The sequence below is a fragment of the Achromobacter sp. NCFB-sbj8-Ac1-l genome (genome assembly GCF_052695805.1).
Window position 1 is genome coordinate 33996 of sequence record NZ_CP199812.1, and the last position, 22682, is coordinate 56677.

Below are 22682 nucleotides of genomic sequence, written 5' to 3' on the forward strand. Positions count from 1 at the left end.
AATGGCATCTATACCAATATAAACCGCCAGGGCTGCTGGCAGATGCCCGCCAAGCCTAGGATGTCCCCGTTGTTGCAGTGAACCCGAGGCAATGCCTCTCAGGCTGGACACGCATGATCCGGCTGCAAGGAAGTTCTATCAACAAGGGGAAACCAAGCCATGAACGCAGCGTTTATTCGCAAGTGCTGTCTTGCATTCGGGAGCGTCGCGCTGGCCGCGGCCGCCCTGCCGGCGCGAGCCGACTGGCCCGACAAAGTGATCCGCATCGTCGTGCCTTTCGCGGCGGGCGGTTCCACCGACCTGATCGCGCGCAAGCTCGCCGAAGGACTGGGTCAGCGCCTGTCCGCCAACGTCATCGTTGAAAATCGTCCCGGCGCGGGCGGCACCGTCGGCACCGACTACGTGGCGCGCCAGCCGCCCGATGGCTACACCATCCTGATGGGGTCCGTCAGCACGCACGGCAGCGCGCCCTGCGTGTATTCGAAGCTGCCCTACGACCCGGTCAAGGACTTCACGCCGCTGAGTGTGGTGGCCACCATTCCCAACGTGATGTCGGTCAACCAGTCGGTGCCGGCCAACACGCTGCAGGAGTTCGTGGCGCTGCTCAAGAAGGATCCCGAGAAATACTCGTTCGCCTCCAACGGCCAGGGCACCTCCAACCACCTGGCGGCCGAACTGTTCAAGAACACGGCGGGCGTGTCCATGGTGCACGTGCCGTACCGGGGGTCGGGCCCGGCGCTGATCGACCTGGTGAGCGGCCAGATCAACATGATGATGGACGTGGTGATGACGTCCTACCCCTACATCAAGGACGGCAAGATCAAGGCGCTGGCGGTGACCTCGCCGCAGCGCTCCAGCATGCTGCCTGACGTACCCACGGTGGCCGAATCCGGCTATCCGGGCTACGAGGCCATGGTGTGGTTCGGCATGCTTGCGCCCGCCAAGCTGCCCGAACCGCTGCGCCAGAAGCTCACCGATGCGTTGGTGCAGACCCTGCACGCACCGGCCATGAAGACCTATCTGGAACAGCAGGGCGCGCAGGTATCGGACGTGTCGGGCCCGGCCTTCGACACCATGATCAAGGACGAAATCAACAAGTGGTGCGGCGTGGTCAAGCAGGCCGGCATCCACCTGGATTGAACGCGGCGGCGCCCTTCATTTTTCTCTGGGAAACACAAGCATGTATCGCATAGGGATAGACGTCGGCGGCACGTTCACCGACTTCACGATGATCGACGAAGACCGGGGCGTGGTGCACTTTCACAAAGTGCCGTCCACGCCGCAGGACCCGTCAGAGGCCATTGCCACCGGCATCGGCCAGATGCTGGCGGACCACGGGGTGTCACCGTCGCAGGTGTCGCACGTGGGCCACGGCACGACGGTGGCCACCAATCTCATCATCGAGCGCAAGGGCGCCCGCGTGGGGCTGATCACCACGCAGGGCTTTCGCGATGTGCTGGAGATCGGCCGGCAGACGCGTCCGCACCTCTACGACTACAGCGTCGGCAAACCGCCGGTGGCGGTGCCGCGCGAGTTCCGCGTCGAAGTGCGCGAACGCATCAATGCGCAAGGCGACGTACTGACCGCGCTGGACTCCGAACAGGTGCGCGCCGCGGCGCGCAAGTTCGCCCAGGCCGGCATCGACGCCGTGACGATCTGCTTTCTGCACGCCTACCGAAACCCGGCGCACGAGCAAGCCGCCGCGCGCATCGTGGCCGAAGAAATGCCCGATGCGTACGTGAGCCTGTCGTCCGAGGTGCTGCCCGAGTTCCGCGAGTACGAACGCCTGTCCACTACGGTGCTCAATGCCGCCGTAGGGCCGAAGATGGCGCGCTACCTCGAACGCTTTCTGCAACGCGTGCGCGAGCTGGACATCGCTCATGAGCCGCACACCATCCATTCGAATGGCGGGCTGATGTCGATCGCCACCGTGCGCCAATATCCGGTGCGCACCTGCCTGTCGGGGCCGGCCGCGGGCGTGGTGGGCGCCGCCGCGGTGGGGCGCGCCATCGGCAGCCTGAACCTGGTGACGTTCGACGTGGGCGGCACCAGCACCGATGTGTCGCTGATCTGCGACGGGCGGCCCTTGTTCACGTCTCACCGTCAGGTGGCCGGCTATCCGGTCAAGACGCCGATGGTGGATATCCACGTGATCGGCGCGGGCGGCGGCAGCATTGCCTGGCTGGATGACGCGGGCGCCCTGAAGGTGGGGCCGCACAGCGCGGGCGCGGTGCCCGGGCCGGTGGGCTATGGGCGTGGCGGCACCGAGCCGACCATCACCGATGCCGAGATTGCCTTGCAGCGCCTGAATCCGGTGGCGCTCTTGAACGGACGCATGCCGGTGCACGCCGAGGCCGCGCGCCAGGTGATCGATGCGCGCGTGGCCCAGCCGCTGGGGCTGGACCGCGAAACGGCCGCCGAAGGCATCCTGCGGATCGCGGCGGCCAACATGAGCCGCGCCATCCGCGCCGTGTCCACCGAGCGGGGCTACGACCTGTCGCAGTTTGCGCTGTATGCCTACGGCGGCGCCGGCCCGCTGCATGCGGTGGAAGTCGCCGAGGAATGCGGCATTCCCGTGGTGATCGTGCCGCAGGAGCCCGGCACCATGTGTGCGCGCGGCATTCTCTTGAGCGATATCTCTTTCGACTTCGTGCGCAGCGAGATATCGCTGGCCAGCGAAGCCACCTGGGCGGGCGTGTCGGCGATCTTCGAGGGCCTGCGCGGGCAGGCCGAGCGCTGGCTGGACGACGAACGCGTCGAACCCTCGCTGCGCCTGACTCGCAGCGCCATTGACGCCCGCTACGAAGGCCAGAATTTCGAAGTGCAGGTCAGCCTGGACGACACCGGCGCGGGCGGCTACGTGGAATTCGCGCGGCGCTTCAACGAGGCGCACGAACGGGAATACGGCTACACGGTCGAGGACCGCAAGGTGCAGATCATCAACTGCCGCATGCAGGCCGTGGGCCAGGTCGTGAAGGCGCCGCTCGCGCCGCGCCATGTCGGCGGCACGTTGCAGGAGGCCCGCATCGGCGAACGCCGCGCCTATTTCGGCGCCCACCATGGCTGGCTGGACACGCCGGTGTATGACCGCGAACGCGTCCCCACCGGCGTGCGCTTCACCGGCCCCGCCCTGCTGGAAGAAATGAGCTCGACCACCGTCGTTGGCGCCGGCCAGGACGTCGTGGTCGACGAATTCGGCAACCTGATCATCCGTCTGCAAGGAGGCTGCGATGCGTGAAGCCAAAGAAGAATCGGGAGCGGCGCTGGCCGACCCCGTGGGCATGGAGGTGTTCTGCAACCGCCTGCTGTCGATTACCGAGGACATGAACAATACGCTGGTGCGTGCGTCGTTCTCGACCAACATCAAGGAACGCAAGGACTGCTCGGTGGCGCTGTTCGATGCCGCCGGGCGGCTGGTGGCGCAAGGCACGCAGATTCCGCTGCACCTGGGCTCGCTGGACGGCGCCATGGGCGCGATCCTGCGCACCTTCCCGCAGGGCGAGATTCGCGATGGCGACGTGTTCATCTGCAACGATCCCTACCTGGCGGACGGCAGCCACCTGCCCGACATCAACATCGTCACGCCGGTGTTCTGGGACGGCACGCTGCGGTTCTTTGCGGCCAACATCGCGCACCATTCCGACGTGGGCGGCGCGGTGCCGGGGTCCATCGCGGGCGGGCTGAAATCGATCTTCGAAGAAGGCATCCGCATTCCGGCCTGCCGCATCGCACGGGCCGGCGAGGTCGACGAAGACCTGCTGCGCCTGATCTGCGCCAACACCCGCGACCCCGAAGAGCGCGTGCTGGACCTGCGGGTGCAGATGGCCACCAACCGCCGCGGCGCGGCCGCGGTGCAGGGCCTGATCCGCCAGATGGGCCTGGACGCCGTGCTGCGTTCGGTCGACGACGTCATCACGTATACGCGCCGGCGCCTGCTCAACCGCATCCAGGAACTGGCGCTGGGCAGCTACACCTTCCGCAGCGACCTGGATGACGACGGCATGGGCGGCGACCCCGTGCCGATCCAGGTGACGCTGACCGTCAGCCGCGACGGCCTGCACTTCGATTTCGAAGGCTCGGGCAAACAGGCGCGTGGTGCGATGAACCTGCCGTTCAACGCCCTGCGGGCCTGCGTGTACTACGCCGTGAAGGCGCTGCTGGATCCAGACCTGGCGCCCAACGCCGGCCTGTTCGATCCCATCCGCGTGTCGGCGCCGGTGGGCACCATCACCAACCCCGAACATCCGGCGGCGGTGGGGGCGCGCTCGATCACCGCGCAGAAAGTGGCGGGCGCCATCTTCGGCGCGTTCCGCGGCCTGCTGCCGGCGGAAAAGACCATGGCGTCCAGCAACGACTGCTGCCCCGCCATCGTGTTCTCGGGCCGCTGGCGCGAACGCGCGGGCCATTTCGTGTATCTGGAGACGCTGGGTGGCGGCGCCGGTGCGCGCTTCGATGCCGACGGCATGGATGCGGTGCACGTGCACATGACCAACACGTCGAACCTGCCCGTGGAAGCATTGGAAAACGAATACCCGCTGCTGATGGATGAGTACGCGATGATCCAGGACTCGGGCGGCGCGGGCCGCACGCGCGGCGGCATGGGCATTGCCAAGCAGATTCGCGCGGTGGGACCGGGCATCGTCTTTTCGGCGCGCTCGGACAGCCATACGGTGGGCGTGGCCGCAGGCGTGGAGGGCGGTGGCGACGGGCGCCGGGCCCGCCTGATTCGCAATTTCGGTACGCCGGGTCAGGAAGTGCTGTTTTCCAAGACTGCCAACATCGCTTTGGCGCCGGGCGACAGCGTGCGCATCGAAACGCCGGGCGCGGGCGGCTATGGCGCGCCGGCCCAGCGCAGCCGCGCCCGCATCGAACGCGACCTGGCCGACGGCAAGATCAGCGCCGCGGCGGCGCAGGCGGACTACGGTTACGAGGCTACGCCACGTTGAGCGACATCGAATACTTCATTTTGTCGTGCGGGAACGTGGTGATGGTGGCCAGCAGCAAGACCCCGCCGCTGCCGTAGTAGCGGCGGGTGATGACAAAGCCCGCCGTCTTCGGTTCCACCTGAAGCTGCCGGGCGATGCTGGCCGCAATCGGCGTGGCCGAGAATTCCTGGTTGACCTCGTGGATGCGGTTGCCGAAGTGGTCTTCGATCAGGCGCAGCAACGAGATGCGTGGCTGGATATCGGCGCGCAGGTCGGAATGCGCGGGGTCGGCGTAGATCAGCGTGCAGGCCACCGGCGTGTCCTGGTCGCCCAGCGTCTTGATCGAATTGATGTGCAGCCACGACTGGCCGGCCTCGCACCCCAGCGTTTCGGCCAGGCGCCGCGTCAGCTTGATGGTGCGTACGTCCTGCACCAGCAGCGCGGCATTGCGGGCGTATTGCAGCAGGTCGGGGAACTGCGAAATGCGCTGCGTGAAGCGGGTGCTGGCGCTGGCGGTTTCGACGCGCGTGCCCACGCCGGGCCGGCGCGACACCATGCCCGCCACGGTGAGCATGCGGATCGCTTCGCGGATAGTGTGGCGGCTGGCACCGAACTGGTCGCACAGTTCGTGCTCGGTGGGCAGCAACGTCATGACGGGGTAGCGGCCCGCGCCGATGTCGCGCGCCAGCTGCTGGTAGATGCTCTTGTAGCGCGGGCCGCCGGCGTCATCATCCGGGGCCTCGGCCCGGCCGCGCGCTTCGCGCGCGCCATGGGGCGCGGCCACGCGTTCTGAGGATCGGGTCATGGGGGCTCCTTTCTCGTTCTATCGGGGTTTGTACGGACAATAACCGATTGACAACGTTGTCTCGTCCGATCCATTATTTGTCCGGACATTCATGTACGGACAAATTGTACGGCCGACATGGGTTCGCGGGGCAAGCGGGGCGGTTCTTTTTTTTGCAGCGGCGCGTCCTTTCCCGATCAGGCGGCATCAGGCAGTTCTTGCAGTTCTCTTCCAATAAACGGGGGTTTTCATGGGCAAGGTACTTGCAGTGCTCGCGGCGGCGACGATGGCCGCCGGCGTGGGCGCGAACGCGCAGGCGCAGCAGAAACTGGTGGTCGCCGGCTACGGCGGCTCGTTCGAAGACATCATGCGGCAGGACATCTTCCCGCCCTTCGCCAAGCAGCATGGCGTTGAACTGGACTATGTGGCCGGCAACTCCACCAACACGGCGGCACGCCTGCAGGCCCAGAAAAGCAACCAGCAGATCGACGTCGCGATCATCGACGATGGCCCCATGTACCAGGCGATCGCCCTGGGCTTTTGCGCCCCGATCCAGGGGCTGCCCGCTGACGACATCTACGGCACCGCCCGCTACAAGGACGACAAGGCCGTGGCCATCGGCATCGTCGCCACGGGCATCATGTACAACAAGAAGGTCTTCGACGAACGCAAATGGGCCGCGCCCACGTCCTGGAAAGACCTGAAGGACCCCAAGTACAAGAAGCAGCTGGTGGTGCCGCCGCTGAACAATACCTACGGCCTGCACGCACTGGTGGAATACGCCCGCGAAGGCGGCGGCGGCGAAAAGAAGATCGACGCCGGCTTCAAGACCTTCAAGGACGAGGTCGGCCCCAACGTGCTGGTGTACGAGCCGTCGCCGGGCAAGATGACCGAACTGTTCTCCAGCGGCCAGGCCACCATCGCGGTCTGGGGCAGCGGCCGCGTCAAGGCCTTTGCCGACACCGGTTTCCCCGTGGGCTTCGTGTATCCCCAGGAAGGCGCCTACGCATTGTTGTCATCGGTGTGTCCGGTGGCCAAGGCCAACGCCAACCCGCTGGCGCAGGCCTTCGTGAACTACCTGGTCAGCCCGCCGGTGCAGGAAAAGCTCGCCACCGCCTACGGCTATGGCCCGGTCAACAAACAGGCCAAGGTGGCCGATGATCCGCGCGTGCCGCTGCCGATCGGCAAGCGCGCCGCCGACCTGATCGTGATCGACTGGGACACCGTCAATCAGAACCGGGACGACTGGAACAAGCGCTGGACGCGGGAAATCGAGCGTTGAGGCAACGGCGGCGCATGCGCCGCCCGCAGGAGCATCCATGAGCTATCTCGTATTGAACCGCCTATCCAAGCGCTACGGCGACCTGACGGCCGTCGAGGACCTGAGCCTGTCCGTCAAGCGCGGCGAGTTCATCTCGCTGTTGGGCCCGTCCGGCTGCGGCAAGACCACCACCTTGCAGATGATCGCGGGCTTTGTCGAACCCAGCGGCGGCAGCATCGTGCTGGATGGCAAGGACGTCAGCAAGATGCCGGCCAACAAGCGCGGGCTGGGCATGGTGTTCCAGAACTACGCGCTGTTCCCGCACATGACCGCCGCCGAGAACGTGTCGTTCGGCCTGGAGATGCAGCGGGTGAAAAAGGACGAGCGCCAGGCCCGCGTGGCCGATGCGCTCAAGCTGGTGGGCCTGTCGCACCTGGCCGACCGCCATCCGGCGCGCATGTCGGGCGGGCAGCAGCAGCGCGTGGCGCTGGCCCGCGCGCTGGTCATCCGGCCCAGCGTGCTGCTGCTGGACGAGCCGCTGTCCAACCTGGATGCCAAGCTGCGCGAGGAAATGCAGCTGGAGTTGCGCAGCATCCAGCGCACGGTGGGCACCACCACCATCCTGGTCACGCACGACCAGTCCGAAGCGCTGGCGCTGTCGGACCGCATCGTGGTGATGAACCAGGGGCGGGTGGAACAGGTGGCCGATCCGTTCGAAGCCTACGAAGGGCCGGCCAGCCATTTCGTGGGCGGCTTCCTGGGCAAGGCCAACGTGTTCACGCCCACCGCGCAGCCCTTCGAAGGCGAGACGCGCGCACGCATCGGCGAAGCCCACATTCCCATGGACGGCCAGCCGGTGCCGCAGGGCGCGGTGATCGTGCGGCCCGAGAAAATCCTGTTTGCCGACGCGGGCGCCTGTGCCCTGCCCGGCCGCATGAAGACGCGCGTGTTCCAGGGCAACCATTGGCTCTGCCAGGTGGAAACGTCGGTGGGCGAAGTGATGGTGATCCGCCAGAACGACGGCGTGCCGGTGCCGGCCGAAGGCCAGCCGGTGCACCTGCGCTGGCGCGCGCAGGACATGTGTTCTGTCGCCGGGAAGCCCACGCCATGAGCGCGCGTGCCAACCCCTGGTTGCTGAGCGCACCGGCGCTGGCGGTGTACGCCACCTTCCTGGTGGTGCCGATGGCGCTGGTGTTTCTGATCAGCTTCTTCGACTTCCAGTTCTACGGCGGCATGCAGGCCACGTTCACCTGGAAGAATTACCTGGAAATCCTGGGCGACGGCTATTACTACGAGATCTACGCCCGCACCTTTGGCGTGGCGGCGCTGGTCACCGTGGCCTGCCTGGTGCTGGGTACGGCCGAAGCCTATGTGCTGTCGCGCATGACCAATCCCTGGAAGGGCCTGTTCCTGATGGTGGTGCTGGGGCCGTTGCTGATTTCGGTGGTGGTGCGCACACTGGGCTGGGCCTTGCTGTTCGGGTCCACCGGTCTCATCAACAAGGCTCTGATGGGCATCGGCCTGGTGTCCACGCCGATTGACCTGATGTACAGCAACCTGGGGGTGGGCATTGCGTTGACCCACGTGCTGGTGCCGTTCATGGTGATTTCGGTGTGGGCCTCGTTGCAGCGGATCAATCCGTCCACCGAAGCGGCGGCGCTGTCGCTGGGCGCCAGCCAGTTCACCGTGATCCGCCGCGTCATCGTGCCGCAGGTCATGCCGGGCATTCTGTCGGGCGCGATCATGGTGTTCGCCATGGCCGCCAGCTCGTTCGCCACGCCGGCCATCATCGGCGGCCGCCGCCTGAAAAACGTGGCCACCGCGGCCTACGACGAGTTCCTGAACACACTGAACTGGCCGCTGGGCGCGGCGCTGGCCGTGGTGCTGCTGGTGGCGACCGTGGTGGTGCTGCTGTCGGCCAACCGCATCATCGAGCGTCGCTACGGCGCGGTGTTCAACCAATCGGGGGCCTGACATGAATTTTCGCAATGGTCCGATCGGCCTGGTGTTTCACACCCTGTTCATTCTGTTCATCCTGGCGCCCATCGTGATGGTGTGCGCGGTGGCCTTCACGTCCGAAGGTTTCATCTCGCTGCCCAGCGGCGGCCTGTCGCTGCGCTGGTTTCGCGCCATCCTGGACAACCCGCGCTTCGTCGAAGCGTTCTGGTTCAGCCTGGGCCTGGGCACCCTGTCGGCCACCGTGGCGATCGCGCTGGCGGTGCCCAGCGCACTGGCGCTGGCCCGCAACCGTTTCCGCGGCCGCGAGGCGCTGGTGGCGTTCTTCCTGTCGCCGCTGATGATTCCGCACGTGGTGCTGGGCCTGGCCTTCCTGAAGTTCTTCACCACCGTGAACCTGGCCGGCACGTATGTGGGCCTGGTCGTGGCGCACGTCATCCTGGTCATGCCTTATGCGCTGCGGCTGGTGCTGGCGTCGGCCACCGGCATCGACCCGGCGCTGGAGCGCGCTGCGCAATCGCTGGGCGCGTCGAACTGGACGGCGTTCCGGCGCGTGGTGCTGCCGCTGTTGCTGCCGGGCGTGGTGAGCGGCTGGGTGATTGCCTTCATCACCAGCTTCGATGAACTGACCATGTCGATCTTCATTGCCTCGCCGTCGACCACTACGCTGCCGGTGCGCATCTTCCTGCACATCGAAGACACCATCGATCCGTTGGTGACGGCGGTGTCGGCCGTGCTGATCTACGTGACGATCATCGCCATCTTCATCCTGGACCGCCTGGTCGGCCTGGAAAAGCTGTTTGTTGGAAAGGGACGCTAATGACGGACAAAAAAGAGTTGGCGCCGCGCGCGCCGGTGCACCGGGGCATCTACGATGCCGCGGTGATCGGCGGCGGACTGGTCGGCTCCGCCGTGGCCTACGGGCTGCGGCGCGAACTGGATCACGTGGCCGTGCTGGACGAAGGCGATGTCGCGTACCGCGCATCGCGCGGCAACTTCGGCCTGGTGTGGGTGCAGAGCAAGGGCATGGGCCTGCCGCGCTATGGCGTCTGGACCATGACGTCGGCCACGGCCTGGCCGCAACTGGCGGCGCTGCTGCAGGAAGAGACCGGCGTCGACGTGCACCTGGAGCAGCGCGGCGGCCTGCACGCGCTGTTGAGCGACGAAGAAATGGACGCACGCGCCACCTTCATGAAGACGCTGCTGGCGCAGCCCGGCATGGCGCAATACGACTGGAAGATGCTGGACCGCGCCGAGGTGGCCGACCTGGTGCCCGGCATCGGCCCGGAGGTGCGCGGCGCGACCTGGACGCCGGTCGACGGCATCGCCAATCCGCTCAAGCTGCTGCGCGCGCTGCATATGAGTTTTGCACAGCGGGTTGTGGATTACTTGCCGCGCAGTCCGGCGCAGCAGATCCGCCAGCGCGACGGTGTGTTCGAGATTGCCACGCCCACCGGCACCGTGCGCGCGCGCAAGGTGGTGCTGGCCGGCGGGCTGTCCAACAAGGCGCTGGGCGAACAAGTCGGCCTGGCCGTGCCAGTGCGCCCGCAGCGCGGCCAGATCGTGGTGCTGGAACGCACCCGCCGCCTGCTGGAAACGCCGCTGTCGACCTTGCGCCAGACCGACGAAGGCACCTGGCTGATCGGCGATTCTCAGGAAGAAGCCGGCTATGTGGACAACCTGGTGGGCCTGCCCATCCTGGGTACGTTAGCCGATCGCGCGCTGCGCACGCTGCCGGCGCTGCGCGAGGTGCGCGTGGTGCGCAGCTGGGCCGCGCTGCGCGTGATGTCGCAAGACGGCTTTCCGATCTACCAGCAATCCGAAACGTGTCCCGGGGCCTTCGTGGCCACCTGTCATAGCGGCGTGACGCTGGCCGCCGCGCACGCGCTCAAACTTGCGCCCATGATCGCCGCCGGCAAGCTGGCCGACGACATGGCGCCCTTCTCGACCCGGAGGTTCCATGTTCAAGAGGCTTGATGAGGCTCAGCGCCAGGCGCAGGGCGCGCCGGTGCGGGTAACGGTCAACGGCGCCGACCTGCAATGCCGTCAGGGCGACAGCGTCGCCGCGGCGCTGTTTGCCGGCGGCATGCAGGCCTGTCGCGATACGGCCGTGGGCGAGGTGCCGCGCGGACCCTATTGCATGATGGGCGTGTGCTACGACTGCCTGGTCACCATCGATGGCCAGGCGAACCAGCAGGGCTGCATGACGGCCGTGCGCGAAGGCATGAAGATCGAGCGCCAGCTGGGCGCGCGCAAGGTGCAGGCATGATCGAGACGACGCAATGCGATTTGCTGGTGGTGGGCGCCGGCCCCGCCGGCCTGGCTGCCGCGACGACGGCCGCGCGCCTGGGCGTGGATACGGTGTTGCTGGACGAGCAGCCCGCGCCCGGCGGGCAGATCTACCGCGCCATCACCACCACGCCGGTGACCAACCGCGCGATCCTGGGGCCGGACTATTGGCACGGCGCTTCGCTGGTCGAGCCGTTTCAGCAATCCGGCGCGCGCTATGTGCCGGGCGCGACCGTCTGGGCCGTGGCCGAACGCACCGCGCCGCAACCTGAACGGGGCTTCGAGGTGGCCTATTCGGTGGCGGGCCAGGCGCGCATCCTGCATGCGCGCCGGCTGCTGTTGGCCACCGGCGCGCAGGAACGGCCCTTTCCGATTCCGGGTTGGACGCTGCCAGGCGTCATCACCGCGGGCGCAGCGCAGATCCTGTTGAAGTCCGCCGGCATGGTGCCCAGCGACCGCACGGTGTTGGCCGGCAGCGGCCCTCTGCTGTACCTGGTGGCCTGGCAATACCTGAACGCGGGGGTGAAGATCGACGCCCTGCTCGAAACGACGCCACCCGGACGCTTGCGCCAGGCGCTGCCCAAGGTGTGGGGCTTTCTGCGTTCGCCCTACCTGGGCAAGGGCCTGTCGCTGCTGCGCGCCGTGAAAGCCGCCGTGCCCATCGTCAAGGGCGTGACGGCGTTGGAAGCGTTGGGCGATGGCAAGCTGGAAAGCGTGCGTTACACCGTGGGCGGTGTGACCAAGACCTTGCCGGCGCAGCAGCTGATGCTGCACCAGGGCGTGGTGCCCAACGTCAACCTGTCGCGCGCCATCGGCATCGAACACCGCTGGAACGGCGCGCTGGACTGTTGGGAACCCGACGTGGACGGTTGGGGCCTGACGTCGGTGGATGGCGTGGGCATGGCGGGCGACGGCGCCGGCATTGCCGGTGCGCTGGCGGCCGAACAGCGTGGCCGCCTGGCCGCGTTGCAGGCGGCGCATCTGCTGGGCCGCATCGACGCTGCCCGCCGCGACAACGAGGCTGTCGCGCCCCGCGCCGCCTTGGCGCGTGCCGTGCGTGGCCGTGAGTTCTTCGACGCGCTGTACAAGGCGCCCGAAGCCCTGCGCCGCCCCACCGGCGACACCATCGTCTGCCGCTGCGAGGAAGTCACCGCGGCGCAGGTGCGCGACACCGTCAAGCTGGGTTGCAGCGGTCCGAACCAGATGAAGGCCTTCCTGCGTTGCGGCATGGGGCCGTGCCAAGGGCGGTTCTGCGGCCTGACCGTGTCGGAGATCATCGCCGAGGAACGCGGCGTGCCGGTCCAGGAAGTGGGCTACTACCGCCTGCGCTTCCCGACCAAGCCGCTGACCCTGGGCGAGCTGGCGTCGCTGCCGCAGACCGATGATTCCCGCCAGGCAGTGGTGCGCCTGAAAAAATAGGAGGGCCGACATGACGGACGCTTCCCGGTCGGCCGCGGTCATCATCATTGGCGGCGGCCTGCACGGCAGTTCGGCCGCCCTGCATCTGGCGCGTGCGGGCGTGCCGGCGCTGGTGATCGAAAAGAACTACGTCGGCCGCCATGCGTCAGGTGTCAACGCGGGCGGCGTGCGCACGCTGGCGCGGCATCTGGCCGAGGTGCCGCTGGCGCTGGCCTCACGCGAGCTCTGGTATCGCATCGGCGAGCTGGTCGACGACGACTGCGGCTTCGAACAGCACGGCCAGGTGCGCGTGGCCGAGAACGAGGCGGATGCGGCCACGCTGCGCGAGCGGCTGGCCACGATGCAGGCGCATGGCTATACGCACGAACAATGGATCTCGCGCGAAGATCTGCTGGCGATGATTCCGGCCTTGGCGCCGTCGGTGCACGGTGGCCTGATCGCGCGTGAAGACGCCGCCGCCGACCCCTATCGGACCACGCTGGCATTCCGCCGCAAGGCGGCCAGCCTGGGCGCGCGCTTCCTGGAAGGGGTACGGGTGCAGCGCACCGCACGCGAAGCCGGCCAATGGCGCGTCGAGACGGACGCCGGGGTCTACACCGCGCCTCAGATCCTCAATTGCGCGGGCGCCTGGGCCGATCGCGTGGCGGCCGACTGGGGCGAACCGGTGCCGCTGGTCGCCATCAGCCCCATGATGCTGGTGACGCTGCGCATGGACCATTTCCTGGATGCCGTAGTGCTGGGCACCGGCCGTCCGCTGTCGTTCAAGCAACGCGCCAACGGCACGGTGCTGATCGGTGGCGGCCGTCGCGCCTGGGTGGACCGCGATGCCGAATGGACCGAGCTGGATTTCCGTTCGTTGGCCGAGGGTGCGCGTACCGTCTGCGACCTGTTTCCTCACATGCGCGGCGCGGTGGTGAACCGCGGCTGGGCCGGCATCGAAGCCGCCATGCCCGATGAAATCCCCGTCATCGGCCGCAGCCGCCGCCACGAGACCGCCTTCCATGCCTTCGGCTTTTCGGCGCATGGCTTCGAGCTGGGCCCTGTCGTGGGCCGTATCATGGCCGACCTGATCACCACCGGGGCGACCGATCTTCCGATCGCGCCCTTCGCCATCGATCGTTTCGCCAGCGCCGCGCAGGCGCCGGCCTCATTCCCCAAGGAGCAGCATCCATGACTGATATCGTGCGCAAGGACTCCAACCAGCGCCTGAGCCGCATCGTGATCCACGGCGACACGGTGTACGTTGCCGGCGTCACCTCGTCGGCGGCCGGCGGCATTGCCGAACAGACGCGCGACGTGTTGGCCAAGATCGACGGCTATCTGGCACAGGCCGATACCGACAAGACGCGGCTGCTGTCGGTGCAGATCTGGTTGAAAGACATCGACCGTGATTTTGCCGGCATGAACGCCGTGTGGGCCGAGTGGGCGCCGGCCAATGCCTTGCCCACCCGCGCCACCTGCGAGGCCAAGCTGGCCTCGCCCGACCTGCTGGTCGAGATCATCGTCACGGCCGCCAAGCGGCCGGGGTATGTGGGCGGGCCGGTGTCGGAAGCCTGATCCCCGCCAAGTTCAGCGGGCCGGTGTCTGGAAGCTGACCTGGGCCGGACGGCCGGGCAGGTGCAGCGTGGCAGTGGCTGGCGGCATGGTCGCGACCACGTTGCCGGCGCGCAGCACCATCAGGCGCGTGGCGCGCAGGCGCAGCGCCTCGACCGGATCTCGCGCTTGCAGCAGCACCAGGTCAGCGCGCTTGCCCACGGCCAGGCCTGTGTCGTCCAGGCCCAGGATGGCGGCCGGCGTGGCCGTCACGGCCTGGAAACAGGCGCGCATGGCGTCCTGGCCGGTCATCTGGGCCACGTGCAGGCCCATGTGCGCCACTTCCAGCATGTCGCCCGAACCCAGGCTGTACCACGGGTCCATCACGCAGTCGTGGCCGAAGGCCACCGGCACGCCGGCGGCCAGCAGTTCGGGCACGCGCGTCATGCCGCGGCGCTTGGGATAGGTGTCGTGGCGGCCTTGCAGCGTGATGTTGATCAGCGGGTTGGCAATCGCCGACACGCCGGCTTCGCGCATCAGCGGGATCAGCTTGGACACGTAGTAGTTGTCCATCGAATGCATGGACGTCAGGTGCGAACCCGTCACGCGGCCTTGCAGGCCCAGGCGCTGCGTGTGATACGCCAGCGTCTCGATGTGACGCGACAGCGGATCGTCGCTTTCGTCGCAATGCATGTCCACGCGCAGGCCGCGTTCGGCGGCCAGCTCGCACAGGATGCGCACGGATTCCGCGCCGTCCTGCATGGTGCGTTCGAAGTGGGGAATGCCGCCCACCACGTCCACGCCCATGTCCAGCGCCCGCTTCAGGTTGTCCAGCGCGCCGGGCGCGCGCAGCACGCCGTCCTGCGGGAAGGCCACCAGTTGCAGGTCCAGGTAGGGTTTGACCTTTTCGCGCACGTGCAGCAGCGCTTCCACGGCCAGCAGGCGCGGATCGCACACGTCCACGTGCGAGCGAATCGCCAAGAGGCCGCGGGCCACGGCCCAGTCGCAATAGGCCAGCGCGCGTTCGACCAGCGCTTCCTGCGTCAGCAGCGGCTTGAGCTCGCCCCACAGCGCGATGCCTTCGAGCAGCGTGCCCGACTGGTTCACGCGCGGCAGGCCGAACGACAGCGTGGAGTCCATATGGAAGTGCGCGTCGACGAACGGCGGCGCCACCAGCTGGCCGGCGGCGTCTATCGTCTGGGCCGCCTCGGCTTTCAGGGCCGGTTCGAGCGCGGCGATGCGGCCCCGGGCCACGCCGATGTCGATGTGCTGGCGGCCGTCGGGCAGCGTGCAGTTCTTGATGATCAGATCGAGCATAGTCACACCTTGTGGATTACCGTTCGCCCTTGCGGTAGGGCTTCATCAGGGCCTGCGGGTAGGCGGCGCGGCGCGCCATCACCACCAGGGCCAGGATGGACAGGATATAGGGCAGCATCAGGTACACCTGGTACGGCAGTTCCGGCAGGCCCGGCAAGGCCGCCCCGCCCTGCTGCAGGCGCAGCTGCAGCGCGTCGAAGAACGCAAAGATCAACGCGCCCAGCAGCGCCTTGCCGGGGCGCCACGAGGCAAACACCACCAGCGCCACGCAGACCCAGCCGCGGCCGTTGACCATATTGAAGAAGAACGCATTGAAGGCCGCCAGCGTCAGGAAGCTGCCGGCCACGCCCATCAGCGCCGAACCGGCCACGATGGCGCCCATGCGCAGCCGCGTGACCGACAGGCCCTGGCCTTCGGCGGCGGCGGGGTTCTCGCCCACCATGCGGATCGCCAGGCCGACCGGCGTGCGGTTCAGCACCCAGGCCAGGATCGGCACCGCGGCCAGCGCCAGCAGCGTCATCGGCGTCTGGCCGGCCAGTACCGGGCCGATCAGCGGAATGCCATCCAGGAACTTCATTTCCGCGAACGGCGTGATGGTGGGCGGCGTGTTCACGCTGGGAAACGTGACGCGGTAAGCGAAGTAGCTCAGGCTGGTGGCCAGCAGCGTCACGCCCAGGCCTGACACGTGCTGGGACAGGCCCAGGGGCACCGTCAGCACGGCGTGCAGCAGGCCGAACACGGCGCCCGCAAACGCGGCCGCCAGCACGCCCACGTACAGCGGCGCGCCCAGGTACACCACCAGCCAGCCCGTGAAGGCGCCGGCGGCCATGATGCCTTCGATGCCCAGGTTCAGCACGCCGGCGCGTTCGCACAGCAGCACGCCCAGCGTGCCCAGGATCAGCGGCGTCGCCAGCCGCAACACGGCGACCCAGAAGGCCGCGGAACTCAACAGGTCCATCCATTCCATGGCGTGCTCCTCAAGCCTGGTGACGGCGCAGGCGGTACTGCGCGAACAGCGTCGCGACCAGCATGGCGAGCAACGAAGTGGCGACGATGACGTCGGCGATGTAGTTCGGCACGGCGATGGCGCGGCTCATGCTGTCGGCGCCGACCAGCATGCCTGCCACGAAGATGCTGGCCAGGATCACGCCCAGCGGATGCAGTCCGGCCAGCATGGCCACCACCACGCCGGTGTAGCCATAGCCCGGCGACATGTCCAGCGTGACATAGCCGGTGCGGCCCGCCACTTCGATGGCGCCGGCCAGTCCGGCCAGCGCGCCCGACAGCATGGCCGTGCCCAGCATGACGCGGCTGACCGGCAGCCCCAGGAAGCGCGAGGCGTGCGCATTGGCGCCGACCGCGCGCATCTGGAAGCCGAACACCGTGTAGCGGTTCAGCAGCCACAGCCCCAGCGCCAGGCCGGCGGCCCACAGCAGGCCGGTGTGGGCGCGGGTGCGTTCGATCAGCTTGCCCAGTTCCAGGTCGGGGTTCAGCGCCACCGACTGCGGCCAGCCCATGGCCATCGGGTCTTTCATGGGGCCATCCAGCATCATCGACACGAACAGCAGCACGATGAAATTGCCCAGCAGCGTGGTGACCACTTCGTCCACGCCCAGGCGGGTCTTGAGCAAGGCGGGGATCAGCAGCAGCAAGGCGCCGGCCAGCGCCGCGGCCAGCATCATGCCGGAGAACAGCACAGGTAGCGGCAGGTCGAAGCCCGTGCCGTCATGCATGCCGCCCACGGCCACCGCGGCCAGCGCGCCCAGGTACAGCTGGCCTTCGGCGCCGATGTTGTAGAAGCGCGCGCGAAACGCCACGGCACAGGCCAGGCCGGTCAGCATCAGCGGCGTAGCGCGGGTCAGGGTTTCGGACAGCGCAAAGCGCGAGCCGAACGCGCCTTCGAACAGCAGCGCGTAGGTGCGGCCGACGGGCGCGCCCGCCCAGGCCACCAGCAACGCGCAGATGGCCAGGGTGAAGAGGATGGCCGCGATAGGCGCCAGGGCCAGCGCGGCGCGGCTGGGCTCGGGGCGGCGTTCCAGGGTCAGTTTCATTCTAGAAATGCTCAATGAGTAGGGGCGCGGCGCGTCACGCGCGCGTGCCCGTCATGGCCAGGCCGACGGTGGCGGGCGTCCATTGGCCGACGGGCTTGACCGCGACCAGCTTGCCGCCGCACAGCACCGCGATGCGGTCGGCCAGGGCGAAGATTTCTTCCAGGTCTTCGGACACCAGCAGGATGCCCGCGCCGCGTCGGCGCGCGGCCAGCAGTTGCTCGCGCACGTAGGCGACCGCGCCGATGTCCAGGCCCCAGGTGGGCTGGTCGGCGACGATGAAGCGCGGTTCTCGCGCCAGCGTGCGGCCCAGGATCAGCTTCTGCATGTTGCCGCCCGACAGGCTGCGGGTGCGCACGTCCAGCGAGGCGGCGCGCACGTCGAACTGCTTGGCCAGGGCCGCTGCGTAGGCGCGGCCGGCGCCAGCGCGCACCACGCCGTAGCGGGCAAAGCGCGGGTCCTTCAGGTCTTCGACGATGGCGTTTTCCCATAGCGGGCTGTCGCCGATGACGCCTTCGCCGTGGCGGTCTTCGGGAATGCGGCCCACGTGCGCGGCCGTCCAGCCGGCCGGCGTGGTGGGCGCGGCGGCATGCTCGGGGCCCAGGCGGATGGTGCCGTCCGACGGCTGGCGCAGGCCGGTCAGTACCGACACCAGCGCCTGCTGGCCGTTGCCGGCCACGCCGGCAATGGCCACGATCTCGTGCTTGTGGACCACCAGGTCCAGGCTGTCCAGGCGCGGCGCGCCGTCGCGGCTGTCGCGCACGGTGACCTGCGACAGCGTCACCACCGGGGCGGCCTGGCCGGCCGCCGCCATGGCTTCGGCGTGCGGCATGGCGACCTTGCGGCCCACCATCAACTCGGCCAACTCGGCCGGGGTGGTGGCGGCGGTGTCGCGTTCGGCCACCAGCTTGCCCTGGCGCAGCACCGCCACGCGGCGCGACACCGCCATCACTTCGTCCAGCTTGTGCGAAATGAAGATGACGGCCAGGCCCTCGTCCACGAAGCCGCGCAGCGTGGCGAAAAGGTCCTGCACTTCCTGCGGCGTCAGCACCGCGGTGGGCTCGTCCAGGATCAGCACCTTGGCGCCGCGGTACAGGGCCTTCAGGATCTCGACCCGCTGCTTCTCGCCGACCGACAGGCCACCGACGCGCGCGTCCGGGTCCACGCCCAGGCCGAAGCGCTGGCCCAGTTCGACCAGGCGGCGACGCGCCTGGCCGCGGCCGGACGCCAGCTTCCACAGCGATTCGGTGCCGACCATGATGTTGTCCAGCACGGTCAGGTTGTCGGCCAGCGTGAAGTGCTGGTGCACCATGCCCACGCCCGCCGCCAGCGCGGCGTCGGGCCGGCCGGGGGGCAAGGGCTGGCCGAAGACTTCGATACTGCCGGCGTCGGCCACATAGTGGCCGAACAGAATCGACACCAGGGTCGATTTGCCGGCGCCGTTCTCGCCCAGCAAGGCCAGCACCTCGCCCTGCGCGAGGGTCAGCGACACATCATCGTTGGCCGTCAGGCTGCCGAAGCGTTTGGTGATCCCCGCAAGGCGCAGGGCGAGAGGCGCTTGGTTCATCGTGCCGAGGACTTGGGTTCTTTGTCGACGACCTGCACCGTGAAGCTGCCGTCCAGGATGGCCTTTTGCTTGGCTTGCACCTTGGCGATCAGGTCGGCCGGGATCTTGCTTTCGAAGGTGCCCAGCGGCGCCAGCGACGAGCCCTTGTACTTCATCAGCGAATACTGGCCGAAGTCAGCCGCCTTGAACGTGCCGGCCTTGACCTGCTTGAGCGCCTCGCCGATGGTGGGCTCCATGCTCCACAGCGCCGATGCCACCACCGTTTCCGGGTACTGCGGCTGCGTGTCGATGACGTTGCCGATGGCCAGCTTGCCGCGTTCCTTGGCGGCGTCCGACACGCCGAAGCGCTCGGCGTACAGCACGTCCGCACCCTTGTCGATCATGGCGAAGGCGGCTTCCTTGGCCTTGGGGGGATCGAACCACGAACCGATGAAGGTCACGGTGAATTCGGCCTTGGGGTTCACTTCCTTGGCGCCCTCGATGAACGCCTGCATCAGGCGGTTCACTTCAGGGATGGGGTAGCCGCCCACCAGGCCGATCTTGCCGGTCTTGCTCATGCCGCCGGCGATCATGCCGGTCAGGTAGGCCGGTTCCTGGATGTAGTTGTCGAACACCGAGAAGTTGGGCTGCTGCGGCTTGCCCGAAGACCCCATCAGGAAGGCGGTCTGCGGATAGTCCTTGGCCACCTTGCGGGCGGCGGCTTCCACGGCGAAGGCTTCGCCCACCACCAGCTTGTTGCCCTGCTCGGCGTACTGGCGCATGACGCGTTCGTAGTCGGCGTTGGTGACGTTTTCCGAGAAGGTGTAGTCGATTTCACCGCGGTCGCGCGCGGCGGTCAGCGCCTTGTGGATGCGCGACACCCATTGCTGCTCGACCGGCACCGTGTAGATCGCGGCCACTTTGAGCTTGGCGGGCGCTTGCGCCTGGGCAGCGCCCGAGAACAGCAGCGCGCCGGCGGCGGCGGCCGCGGCCAGCTTGAGCAGGCCGCGGCGGGCAATGCCGCCTGCAGCCGGGAGGGAAAAGGATTTCATGCGGAAGGCTCCTTCGCGGGGATGGAAAGGGAATGGGGAGAAAGGCGGCGATGTCCGGGCGTCGCGGCGCGGCACGCGTGGGCGGGCGGAAACGAAGGCGTGGGATCGGTCATCGGAAGGGGGCTGCCGGGGCAGCGCGCCCCATCCGAATGGGCGGGTTCGCAGCCAGTCCTGGCGAAGCAAGTTGTATGCCATGGGGCATTCCCGCGGCAAGTCGGGGGAATCCTGATGGCCGGGCGGGATTATAGGCACCCTGGCGGGGAAAGGTGGCACCAAGATGGTGCGCACCGTCGCGGGGCGTGGACACTTTCGTGCTGGAACAGCCTGTTGCGGCCCGCTTGAACGTCCGCAGGCTGGGCAGAAGCCTAAAATTCCAGCAAAGAGCCGCGCTGGGCGCGGCAAGCCGGAAAACATCATGCAAGACATTCAATTGCTGCTCGAGCAGTACGGCGGGTGGCTCGTGTTCGCCAACGTGCTGGTCGAACAGGCCGGGCTGCCCGTGCCCGCCTACCCCATGCTGATCGCCGCGGGCGCCCTGGCCGGCGCGGGCGGCTGGCTGACGCCCTGGCTGGCCGCCACCGTCGCCTGCCTGCTGGCCGACACGCTCTGGTACGTGGCCGGAAGGCGTTATGGTTCGCGGCTGCTGGGCGTGGTCTGCAAGCTGTCGCTGTCGCAGGATTCCTGCATCCGCCAGACCCAGCGGCTGTATCTGCGCATCGGCGTGCGCGCCCTGCTGGTCTGCAAGTTCCTGCCCGGCGCGGGGGCGCTGTCCACCGTCATGGCGGGCCTGACCAATACCCCCTACCGGCGCTTCCTGGCCTACGACCTGGTCGGCGCCCTGATCTGGGCGGGCTCTGCCCTGCTGCTGGGCGGCCTGTTCCACAGCGTCGTCAACGATGTGCTGGACGTGCTGGGCACCTACGGCCCGATGGGCCTGGCCATCCTGGCGGCGGTGCTGGCGCTGTACATCACGGCGCGCGGCCTGCGCCGCTGGGTGCTCAAGCGCAACCTGCGCGTGATTCCGCGGCTGTCGGTCGACGAACTGATGCAGTGGCGCCAGGACGGCCGCAACGCGCTGGTGTTCGACGTTCGGCCCGAAGCGCAGCAAGAGGCCGACCGCATCCCCGGCGCCATCGCCGTCGACCTGCGCGCGCCCTTGCCGGCGCTGGCGGCCGATGCGCAGGCGGCGGACATCGTGGTCTATTGCGCCTGCCCCAACGAGGTCTCGGCGGCCATGCTGGCCGCGCGCCTGCGGGCTGCCGGCTATCCCAATACCTGGGCCCTGCGCGGCGGCTACGAGGCCTGGGCGCGGCACGTCCATCCCGCCTGACCGGTCCTGCGCCGTCGGGGCTGGCCGCGCCACGTTCATTCCGCCTGACACCTTCCTGACCCGCCGCCCGGCTGTCCGGGCCGTGGGCGGCCAGGGCGGCCAGCCCTGCGCCGCAGGCCGTCCCGGGCGCATAATTTCGCTATCGGCCCGCGCTTCCGACGGGCACAGGAGACAGGCATGCGGTTGTTGTTCTTGGGTGCCGGCGGCACCGGCGGTTATTTCGGCGGACGCGCCGCCCAGGCGGGCGCGGACGTGACCTTCCTGGTGCGCGAGGCCCGCGCGGCGCGGCTGCGCGAACAGGGGCTGCGTATCCAGAGCCCGTTCGGCGACGTCACGCTGCACCCCCAATTGGCCACCGCCGACACGCTGCAAGGCTTCTACGACGTGGTGGTGCTCAGCTGCAAGGCCTATGACCTGCAAAGCGCCATCGACGCCATCCGCCCCGCCGTGGGGCCGGACACGGCCGTGCTGCCCATCATGAACGGCGTGCTGCAGTACGACGTGCTGGACCGCGAATTCGAACCCCACCGGGTCTTGGGCGGCCTGTGCCAGATCAACGCCACGCTGGGCGCCGAAGGCCAGGTCATCCACCTGGGCAAGCACGCCAGCATCGTCTTCGGCGAACGCGCGGGCCCGGCCCGCAGCGCCCGTTGCACCGCCCTGGCCGACGCGCTGGCGGGCGGCGAATACGTCAGCCGTCTCAGCGACGACATCCACCAGGACATCTGGGAAAAATACGTCTTCCTGACCACCCTGGCCGCCGCCACCTGCCTGATGCGCGGCACCGTCGGCCAGATCGTGTCCACGAACGACGGCGCCGACATCGTGCGCGGCCTGCTGCGCGAATCGCAGTCGGTCGCGGCCGCCAGCGGCCACGCGGTGCGACCGGATGCCGATGCCGCCGCGCTCAAGATCCTGACCGATCCGACCCAACCCATGACCGCATCGATGTTCCGCGACCTGCGCCAGGGCCTGCCGGTCGAGGCCGACCACATCGTCGGCGACATGGTGCGCCGCGCGCAGACGCTGGGCGTGGATGCCACCACGCTGCGCACGGCCTACGCGCATTTGCAGGTGTATCAGGCGCAGCGCGCCGCGACCTGATCTGGCCGGGCCGCCGGGGCCATTGGTGCACGGAATGCAAAAAACTCTTCCGTCTCCGTGAGTTCCTGGAACCGATCTGGCCGAATAGTATGGCTTTGTCCAACCTTCCAAGGAGCAA

The 22682-nt window shown here is 68.0% G+C and carries 20 protein-coding genes; 14 read left to right on the plus strand and 6 right to left on the minus strand.

Annotation, left to right across the window (positions count from 1 at the left end; genetic code table 11):
• Nucleotides 1-159 precede the first annotated feature (159 nt).
• The 3 genes from ACUDP5_RS00170 to ACUDP5_RS00180 are packed head-to-tail and all read left to right on the plus strand — an operon-like array spanning nucleotide 160 to nucleotide 4946.
• Nucleotides 160-1140, plus strand: a complete 981-nt coding sequence (locus ACUDP5_RS00170; protein ID WP_445657890.1) for a Bug family tripartite tricarboxylate transporter substrate binding protein — start codon at nucleotides 160-162, stop codon at nucleotides 1138-1140.
• A 40-nt stretch (nucleotides 1141-1180) separates the two neighbouring features.
• Nucleotides 1181-3238 (plus strand): hydantoinase/oxoprolinase family protein, encoded by a 2058-nt coding sequence (locus tag ACUDP5_RS00175; RefSeq protein ID WP_445657891.1) that lies wholly within the window; start codon nucleotides 1181-1183, stop codon nucleotides 3236-3238.
• The gene (locus ACUDP5_RS00180; RefSeq protein ID WP_445657892.1) at nucleotides 3231-4946 is read left to right on the plus strand and encodes a hydantoinase B/oxoprolinase family protein; all 1716 of its coding nucleotides are present in this window, start codon (nucleotides 3231-3233) and stop codon (nucleotides 4944-4946) included. Before ACUDP5_RS00175 ends, ACUDP5_RS00180 begins: the two co-directional genes overlap by 8 nt.
• On the opposite strand, the gene ACUDP5_RS00185 is transcribed toward ACUDP5_RS00180, so the two are convergent.
• Nucleotides 4933-5730 carry a GntR family transcriptional regulator gene (locus tag ACUDP5_RS00185; RefSeq protein ID WP_263915668.1) on the minus strand — a complete coding sequence of 266 codons (798 nt, stop codon included), beginning with the start codon at nucleotides 5728-5730 and terminating at the stop codon, nucleotides 4933-4935. The genes ACUDP5_RS00180 and ACUDP5_RS00185 overlap by 14 nt on opposite strands.
• A 229-nt stretch (nucleotides 5731-5959) precedes the next feature.
• Here ACUDP5_RS00185 and ACUDP5_RS00190 point away from each other — a divergent pair, with 229 nt between their 5' ends.
• The 9 genes from ACUDP5_RS00190 to ACUDP5_RS00230 are packed head-to-tail and all read left to right on the plus strand — an operon-like array spanning nucleotide 5960 to nucleotide 14191.
• Nucleotides 5960-6991: an ABC transporter substrate-binding protein gene (locus ACUDP5_RS00190; RefSeq protein ID WP_445657893.1), complete on the plus strand. Its 1032-nt coding sequence runs from the start codon at nucleotides 5960-5962 to the stop codon at nucleotides 6989-6991.
• 37 nt (nucleotides 6992-7028) lie between these two features.
• Nucleotides 7029-8081 carry an ABC transporter ATP-binding protein gene (locus ACUDP5_RS00195; protein ID WP_263915670.1) on the plus strand — a complete coding sequence of 351 codons (1053 nt, stop codon included), beginning with the start codon at nucleotides 7029-7031 and terminating at the stop codon, nucleotides 8079-8081.
• Nucleotides 8078-8944, plus strand: a complete 867-nt coding sequence (locus ACUDP5_RS00200; protein ID WP_263915671.1) for an ABC transporter permease — start codon at nucleotides 8078-8080, stop codon at nucleotides 8942-8944. The genes ACUDP5_RS00195 and ACUDP5_RS00200 overlap by 4 nt, the downstream gene beginning before the upstream one ends.
• A 1-nt stretch (nucleotide 8945) precedes the next feature.
• Nucleotides 8946-9746, plus strand: coding sequence for an ABC transporter permease (locus tag ACUDP5_RS00205; RefSeq protein WP_263915672.1), 801 nt, complete (start codon nucleotides 8946-8948; stop codon nucleotides 9744-9746).
• Nucleotides 9746-10903, plus strand: coding sequence for an NAD(P)/FAD-dependent oxidoreductase (locus ACUDP5_RS00210; protein ID WP_445657894.1), 1158 nt, complete (start codon nucleotides 9746-9748; stop codon nucleotides 10901-10903). Before ACUDP5_RS00205 ends, ACUDP5_RS00210 begins: the two co-directional genes overlap by 1 nt.
• Complete coding sequence (locus ACUDP5_RS00215) at nucleotides 10887-11195, plus strand: (2Fe-2S)-binding protein (protein ID WP_025141130.1); 309 nt, start codon at nucleotides 10887-10889, stop codon at nucleotides 11193-11195. Before ACUDP5_RS00210 ends, ACUDP5_RS00215 begins: the two co-directional genes overlap by 17 nt.
• Entirely contained in the window at nucleotides 11192-12634 is a 1443-nt protein-coding gene (locus ACUDP5_RS00220) for an FAD/NAD(P)-dependent oxidoreductase (RefSeq protein WP_445657895.1), read from the plus strand. Before ACUDP5_RS00215 ends, ACUDP5_RS00220 begins: the two co-directional genes overlap by 4 nt.
• 10 nt (nucleotides 12635-12644) lie before the next feature.
• Entirely contained in the window at nucleotides 12645-13808 is a 1164-nt protein-coding gene (locus ACUDP5_RS00225) for an FAD-binding oxidoreductase (RefSeq protein ID WP_263915675.1), read from the plus strand.
• Nucleotides 13805-14191: a RidA family protein gene (locus ACUDP5_RS00230; RefSeq protein WP_263915676.1), complete on the plus strand. Its 387-nt coding sequence runs from the start codon at nucleotides 13805-13807 to the stop codon at nucleotides 14189-14191. The genes ACUDP5_RS00225 and ACUDP5_RS00230 overlap by 4 nt, the downstream gene beginning before the upstream one ends.
• Nucleotides 14192-14203: 12 nt before the next feature.
• Here the strand turns inward: ACUDP5_RS00230 and ACUDP5_RS00235 are convergent, their stop codons facing one another.
• Genes ACUDP5_RS00235 through ACUDP5_RS00255 form a run of 5 tightly spaced genes read right to left on the minus strand, consistent with a single transcriptional unit; the run spans nucleotide 14204 to nucleotide 20130 of the window.
• Nucleotides 14204-15484, minus strand: a complete 1281-nt coding sequence (locus ACUDP5_RS00235; protein ID WP_445657896.1) for an amidohydrolase family protein — start codon at nucleotides 15482-15484, stop codon at nucleotides 14204-14206.
• 16 nt (nucleotides 15485-15500) lie between these two features.
• The gene (locus tag ACUDP5_RS00240; protein WP_025141125.1) at nucleotides 15501-16451 is read right to left on the minus strand and encodes an ABC transporter permease; all 951 of its coding nucleotides are present in this window, start codon (nucleotides 16449-16451) and stop codon (nucleotides 15501-15503) included.
• 10 nt (nucleotides 16452-16461) lie between these two features.
• Nucleotides 16462-17535, minus strand: coding sequence for an ABC transporter permease (locus ACUDP5_RS00245; protein ID WP_263915678.1), 1074 nt, complete (start codon nucleotides 17533-17535; stop codon nucleotides 16462-16464).
• A gap of 34 nt (nucleotides 17536-17569) precedes the next feature.
• On the minus strand, nucleotides 17570-19099 hold the full coding sequence (locus ACUDP5_RS00250) for an ABC transporter ATP-binding protein (protein WP_263915679.1): 1530 nt from the start codon (nucleotides 19097-19099) through the stop codon (nucleotides 17570-17572).
• Complete coding sequence (locus ACUDP5_RS00255; protein WP_445657897.1) at nucleotides 19096-20130, minus strand: BMP family protein; 1035 nt, start codon at nucleotides 20128-20130, stop codon at nucleotides 19096-19098. Before ACUDP5_RS00255 ends, ACUDP5_RS00250 begins: the two co-directional genes overlap by 4 nt.
• Before the next feature lie 415 nt (nucleotides 20131-20545).
• Here ACUDP5_RS00255 and ACUDP5_RS00260 point away from each other — a divergent pair, with 415 nt between their 5' ends.
• The gene (locus tag ACUDP5_RS00260) at nucleotides 20546-21460 is read left to right on the plus strand and encodes a VTT domain-containing protein (protein ID WP_263915681.1); all 915 of its coding nucleotides are present in this window, start codon (nucleotides 20546-20548) and stop codon (nucleotides 21458-21460) included.
• Between the two features lie 177 nt (nucleotides 21461-21637).
• A complete protein-coding gene (gene panE, locus ACUDP5_RS00265) occupies nucleotides 21638-22564 on the plus strand; it encodes a 2-dehydropantoate 2-reductase (protein WP_445657898.1) in 927 nt (308 codons plus the stop codon).
• The last annotated feature ends 118 nt before the right edge of the window (nucleotides 22565-22682 follow it).

Bases quoted from the DNA above. Each gene is read 5' to 3' on its own strand.
- ACUDP5_RS00170 (WP_445657890.1), top strand. From the start codon at position 160: ATGAACGCAGCGTTTATTCGCAAGTGCTGTCTTGCATTCGGGAGCGTC.
- ACUDP5_RS00215 (WP_025141130.1), top strand. From the start codon at position 10,887: ATGTTCAAGAGGCTTGATGAGGCTCAGCGCCAGGCGCAGGGCGCGCCG.
- ACUDP5_RS00180 (WP_445657892.1), top strand. From the start codon at position 3,231: ATGCGTGAAGCCAAAGAAGAATCGGGAGCGGCGCTGGCCGACCCCGTG.
- ACUDP5_RS00250 (WP_263915679.1), bottom strand. From the start codon at position 19,099: ATGAACCAAGCGCCTCTCGCCCTGCGCCTTGCGGGGATCACCAAACGC.
- ACUDP5_RS00245 (WP_263915678.1), bottom strand. From the start codon at position 17,535: ATGAAACTGACCCTGGAACGCCGCCCCGAGCCCAGCCGCGCCGCGCTG.
- ACUDP5_RS00235 (WP_445657896.1), bottom strand. From the start codon at position 15,484: ATGCTCGATCTGATCATCAAGAACTGCACGCTGCCCGACGGCCGCCAG.
- ACUDP5_RS00240 (WP_025141125.1), bottom strand. From the start codon at position 16,451: ATGGAATGGATGGACCTGTTGAGTTCCGCGGCCTTCTGGGTCGCCGTG.
- ACUDP5_RS00255 (WP_445657897.1), bottom strand. From the start codon at position 20,130: ATGAAATCCTTTTCCCTCCCGGCTGCAGGCGGCATTGCCCGCCGCGGC.
- ACUDP5_RS00205 (WP_263915672.1), top strand. From the start codon at position 8,946: ATGAATTTTCGCAATGGTCCGATCGGCCTGGTGTTTCACACCCTGTTC.
- ACUDP5_RS00175 (WP_445657891.1), top strand. From the start codon at position 1,181: ATGTATCGCATAGGGATAGACGTCGGCGGCACGTTCACCGACTTCACG.
- ACUDP5_RS00195 (WP_263915670.1), top strand. From the start codon at position 7,029: ATGAGCTATCTCGTATTGAACCGCCTATCCAAGCGCTACGGCGACCTG.
- ACUDP5_RS00185 (WP_263915668.1), bottom strand. From the start codon at position 5,730: ATGACCCGATCCTCAGAACGCGTGGCCGCGCCCCATGGCGCGCGCGAA.
- panE (WP_445657898.1), top strand. From the start codon at position 21,638: ATGCGGTTGTTGTTCTTGGGTGCCGGCGGCACCGGCGGTTATTTCGGC.
- ACUDP5_RS00220 (WP_445657895.1), top strand. From the start codon at position 11,192: ATGATCGAGACGACGCAATGCGATTTGCTGGTGGTGGGCGCCGGCCCC.
- ACUDP5_RS00200 (WP_263915671.1), top strand. From the start codon at position 8,078: ATGAGCGCGCGTGCCAACCCCTGGTTGCTGAGCGCACCGGCGCTGGCG.
- ACUDP5_RS00225 (WP_263915675.1), top strand. From the start codon at position 12,645: ATGACGGACGCTTCCCGGTCGGCCGCGGTCATCATCATTGGCGGCGGC.
- ACUDP5_RS00190 (WP_445657893.1), top strand. From the start codon at position 5,960: ATGGGCAAGGTACTTGCAGTGCTCGCGGCGGCGACGATGGCCGCCGGC.
- ACUDP5_RS00230 (WP_263915676.1), top strand. From the start codon at position 13,805: ATGACTGATATCGTGCGCAAGGACTCCAACCAGCGCCTGAGCCGCATC.
- ACUDP5_RS00260 (WP_263915681.1), top strand. From the start codon at position 20,546: ATGCAAGACATTCAATTGCTGCTCGAGCAGTACGGCGGGTGGCTCGTG.
- ACUDP5_RS00210 (WP_445657894.1), top strand. From the start codon at position 9,746: ATGACGGACAAAAAAGAGTTGGCGCCGCGCGCGCCGGTGCACCGGGGC.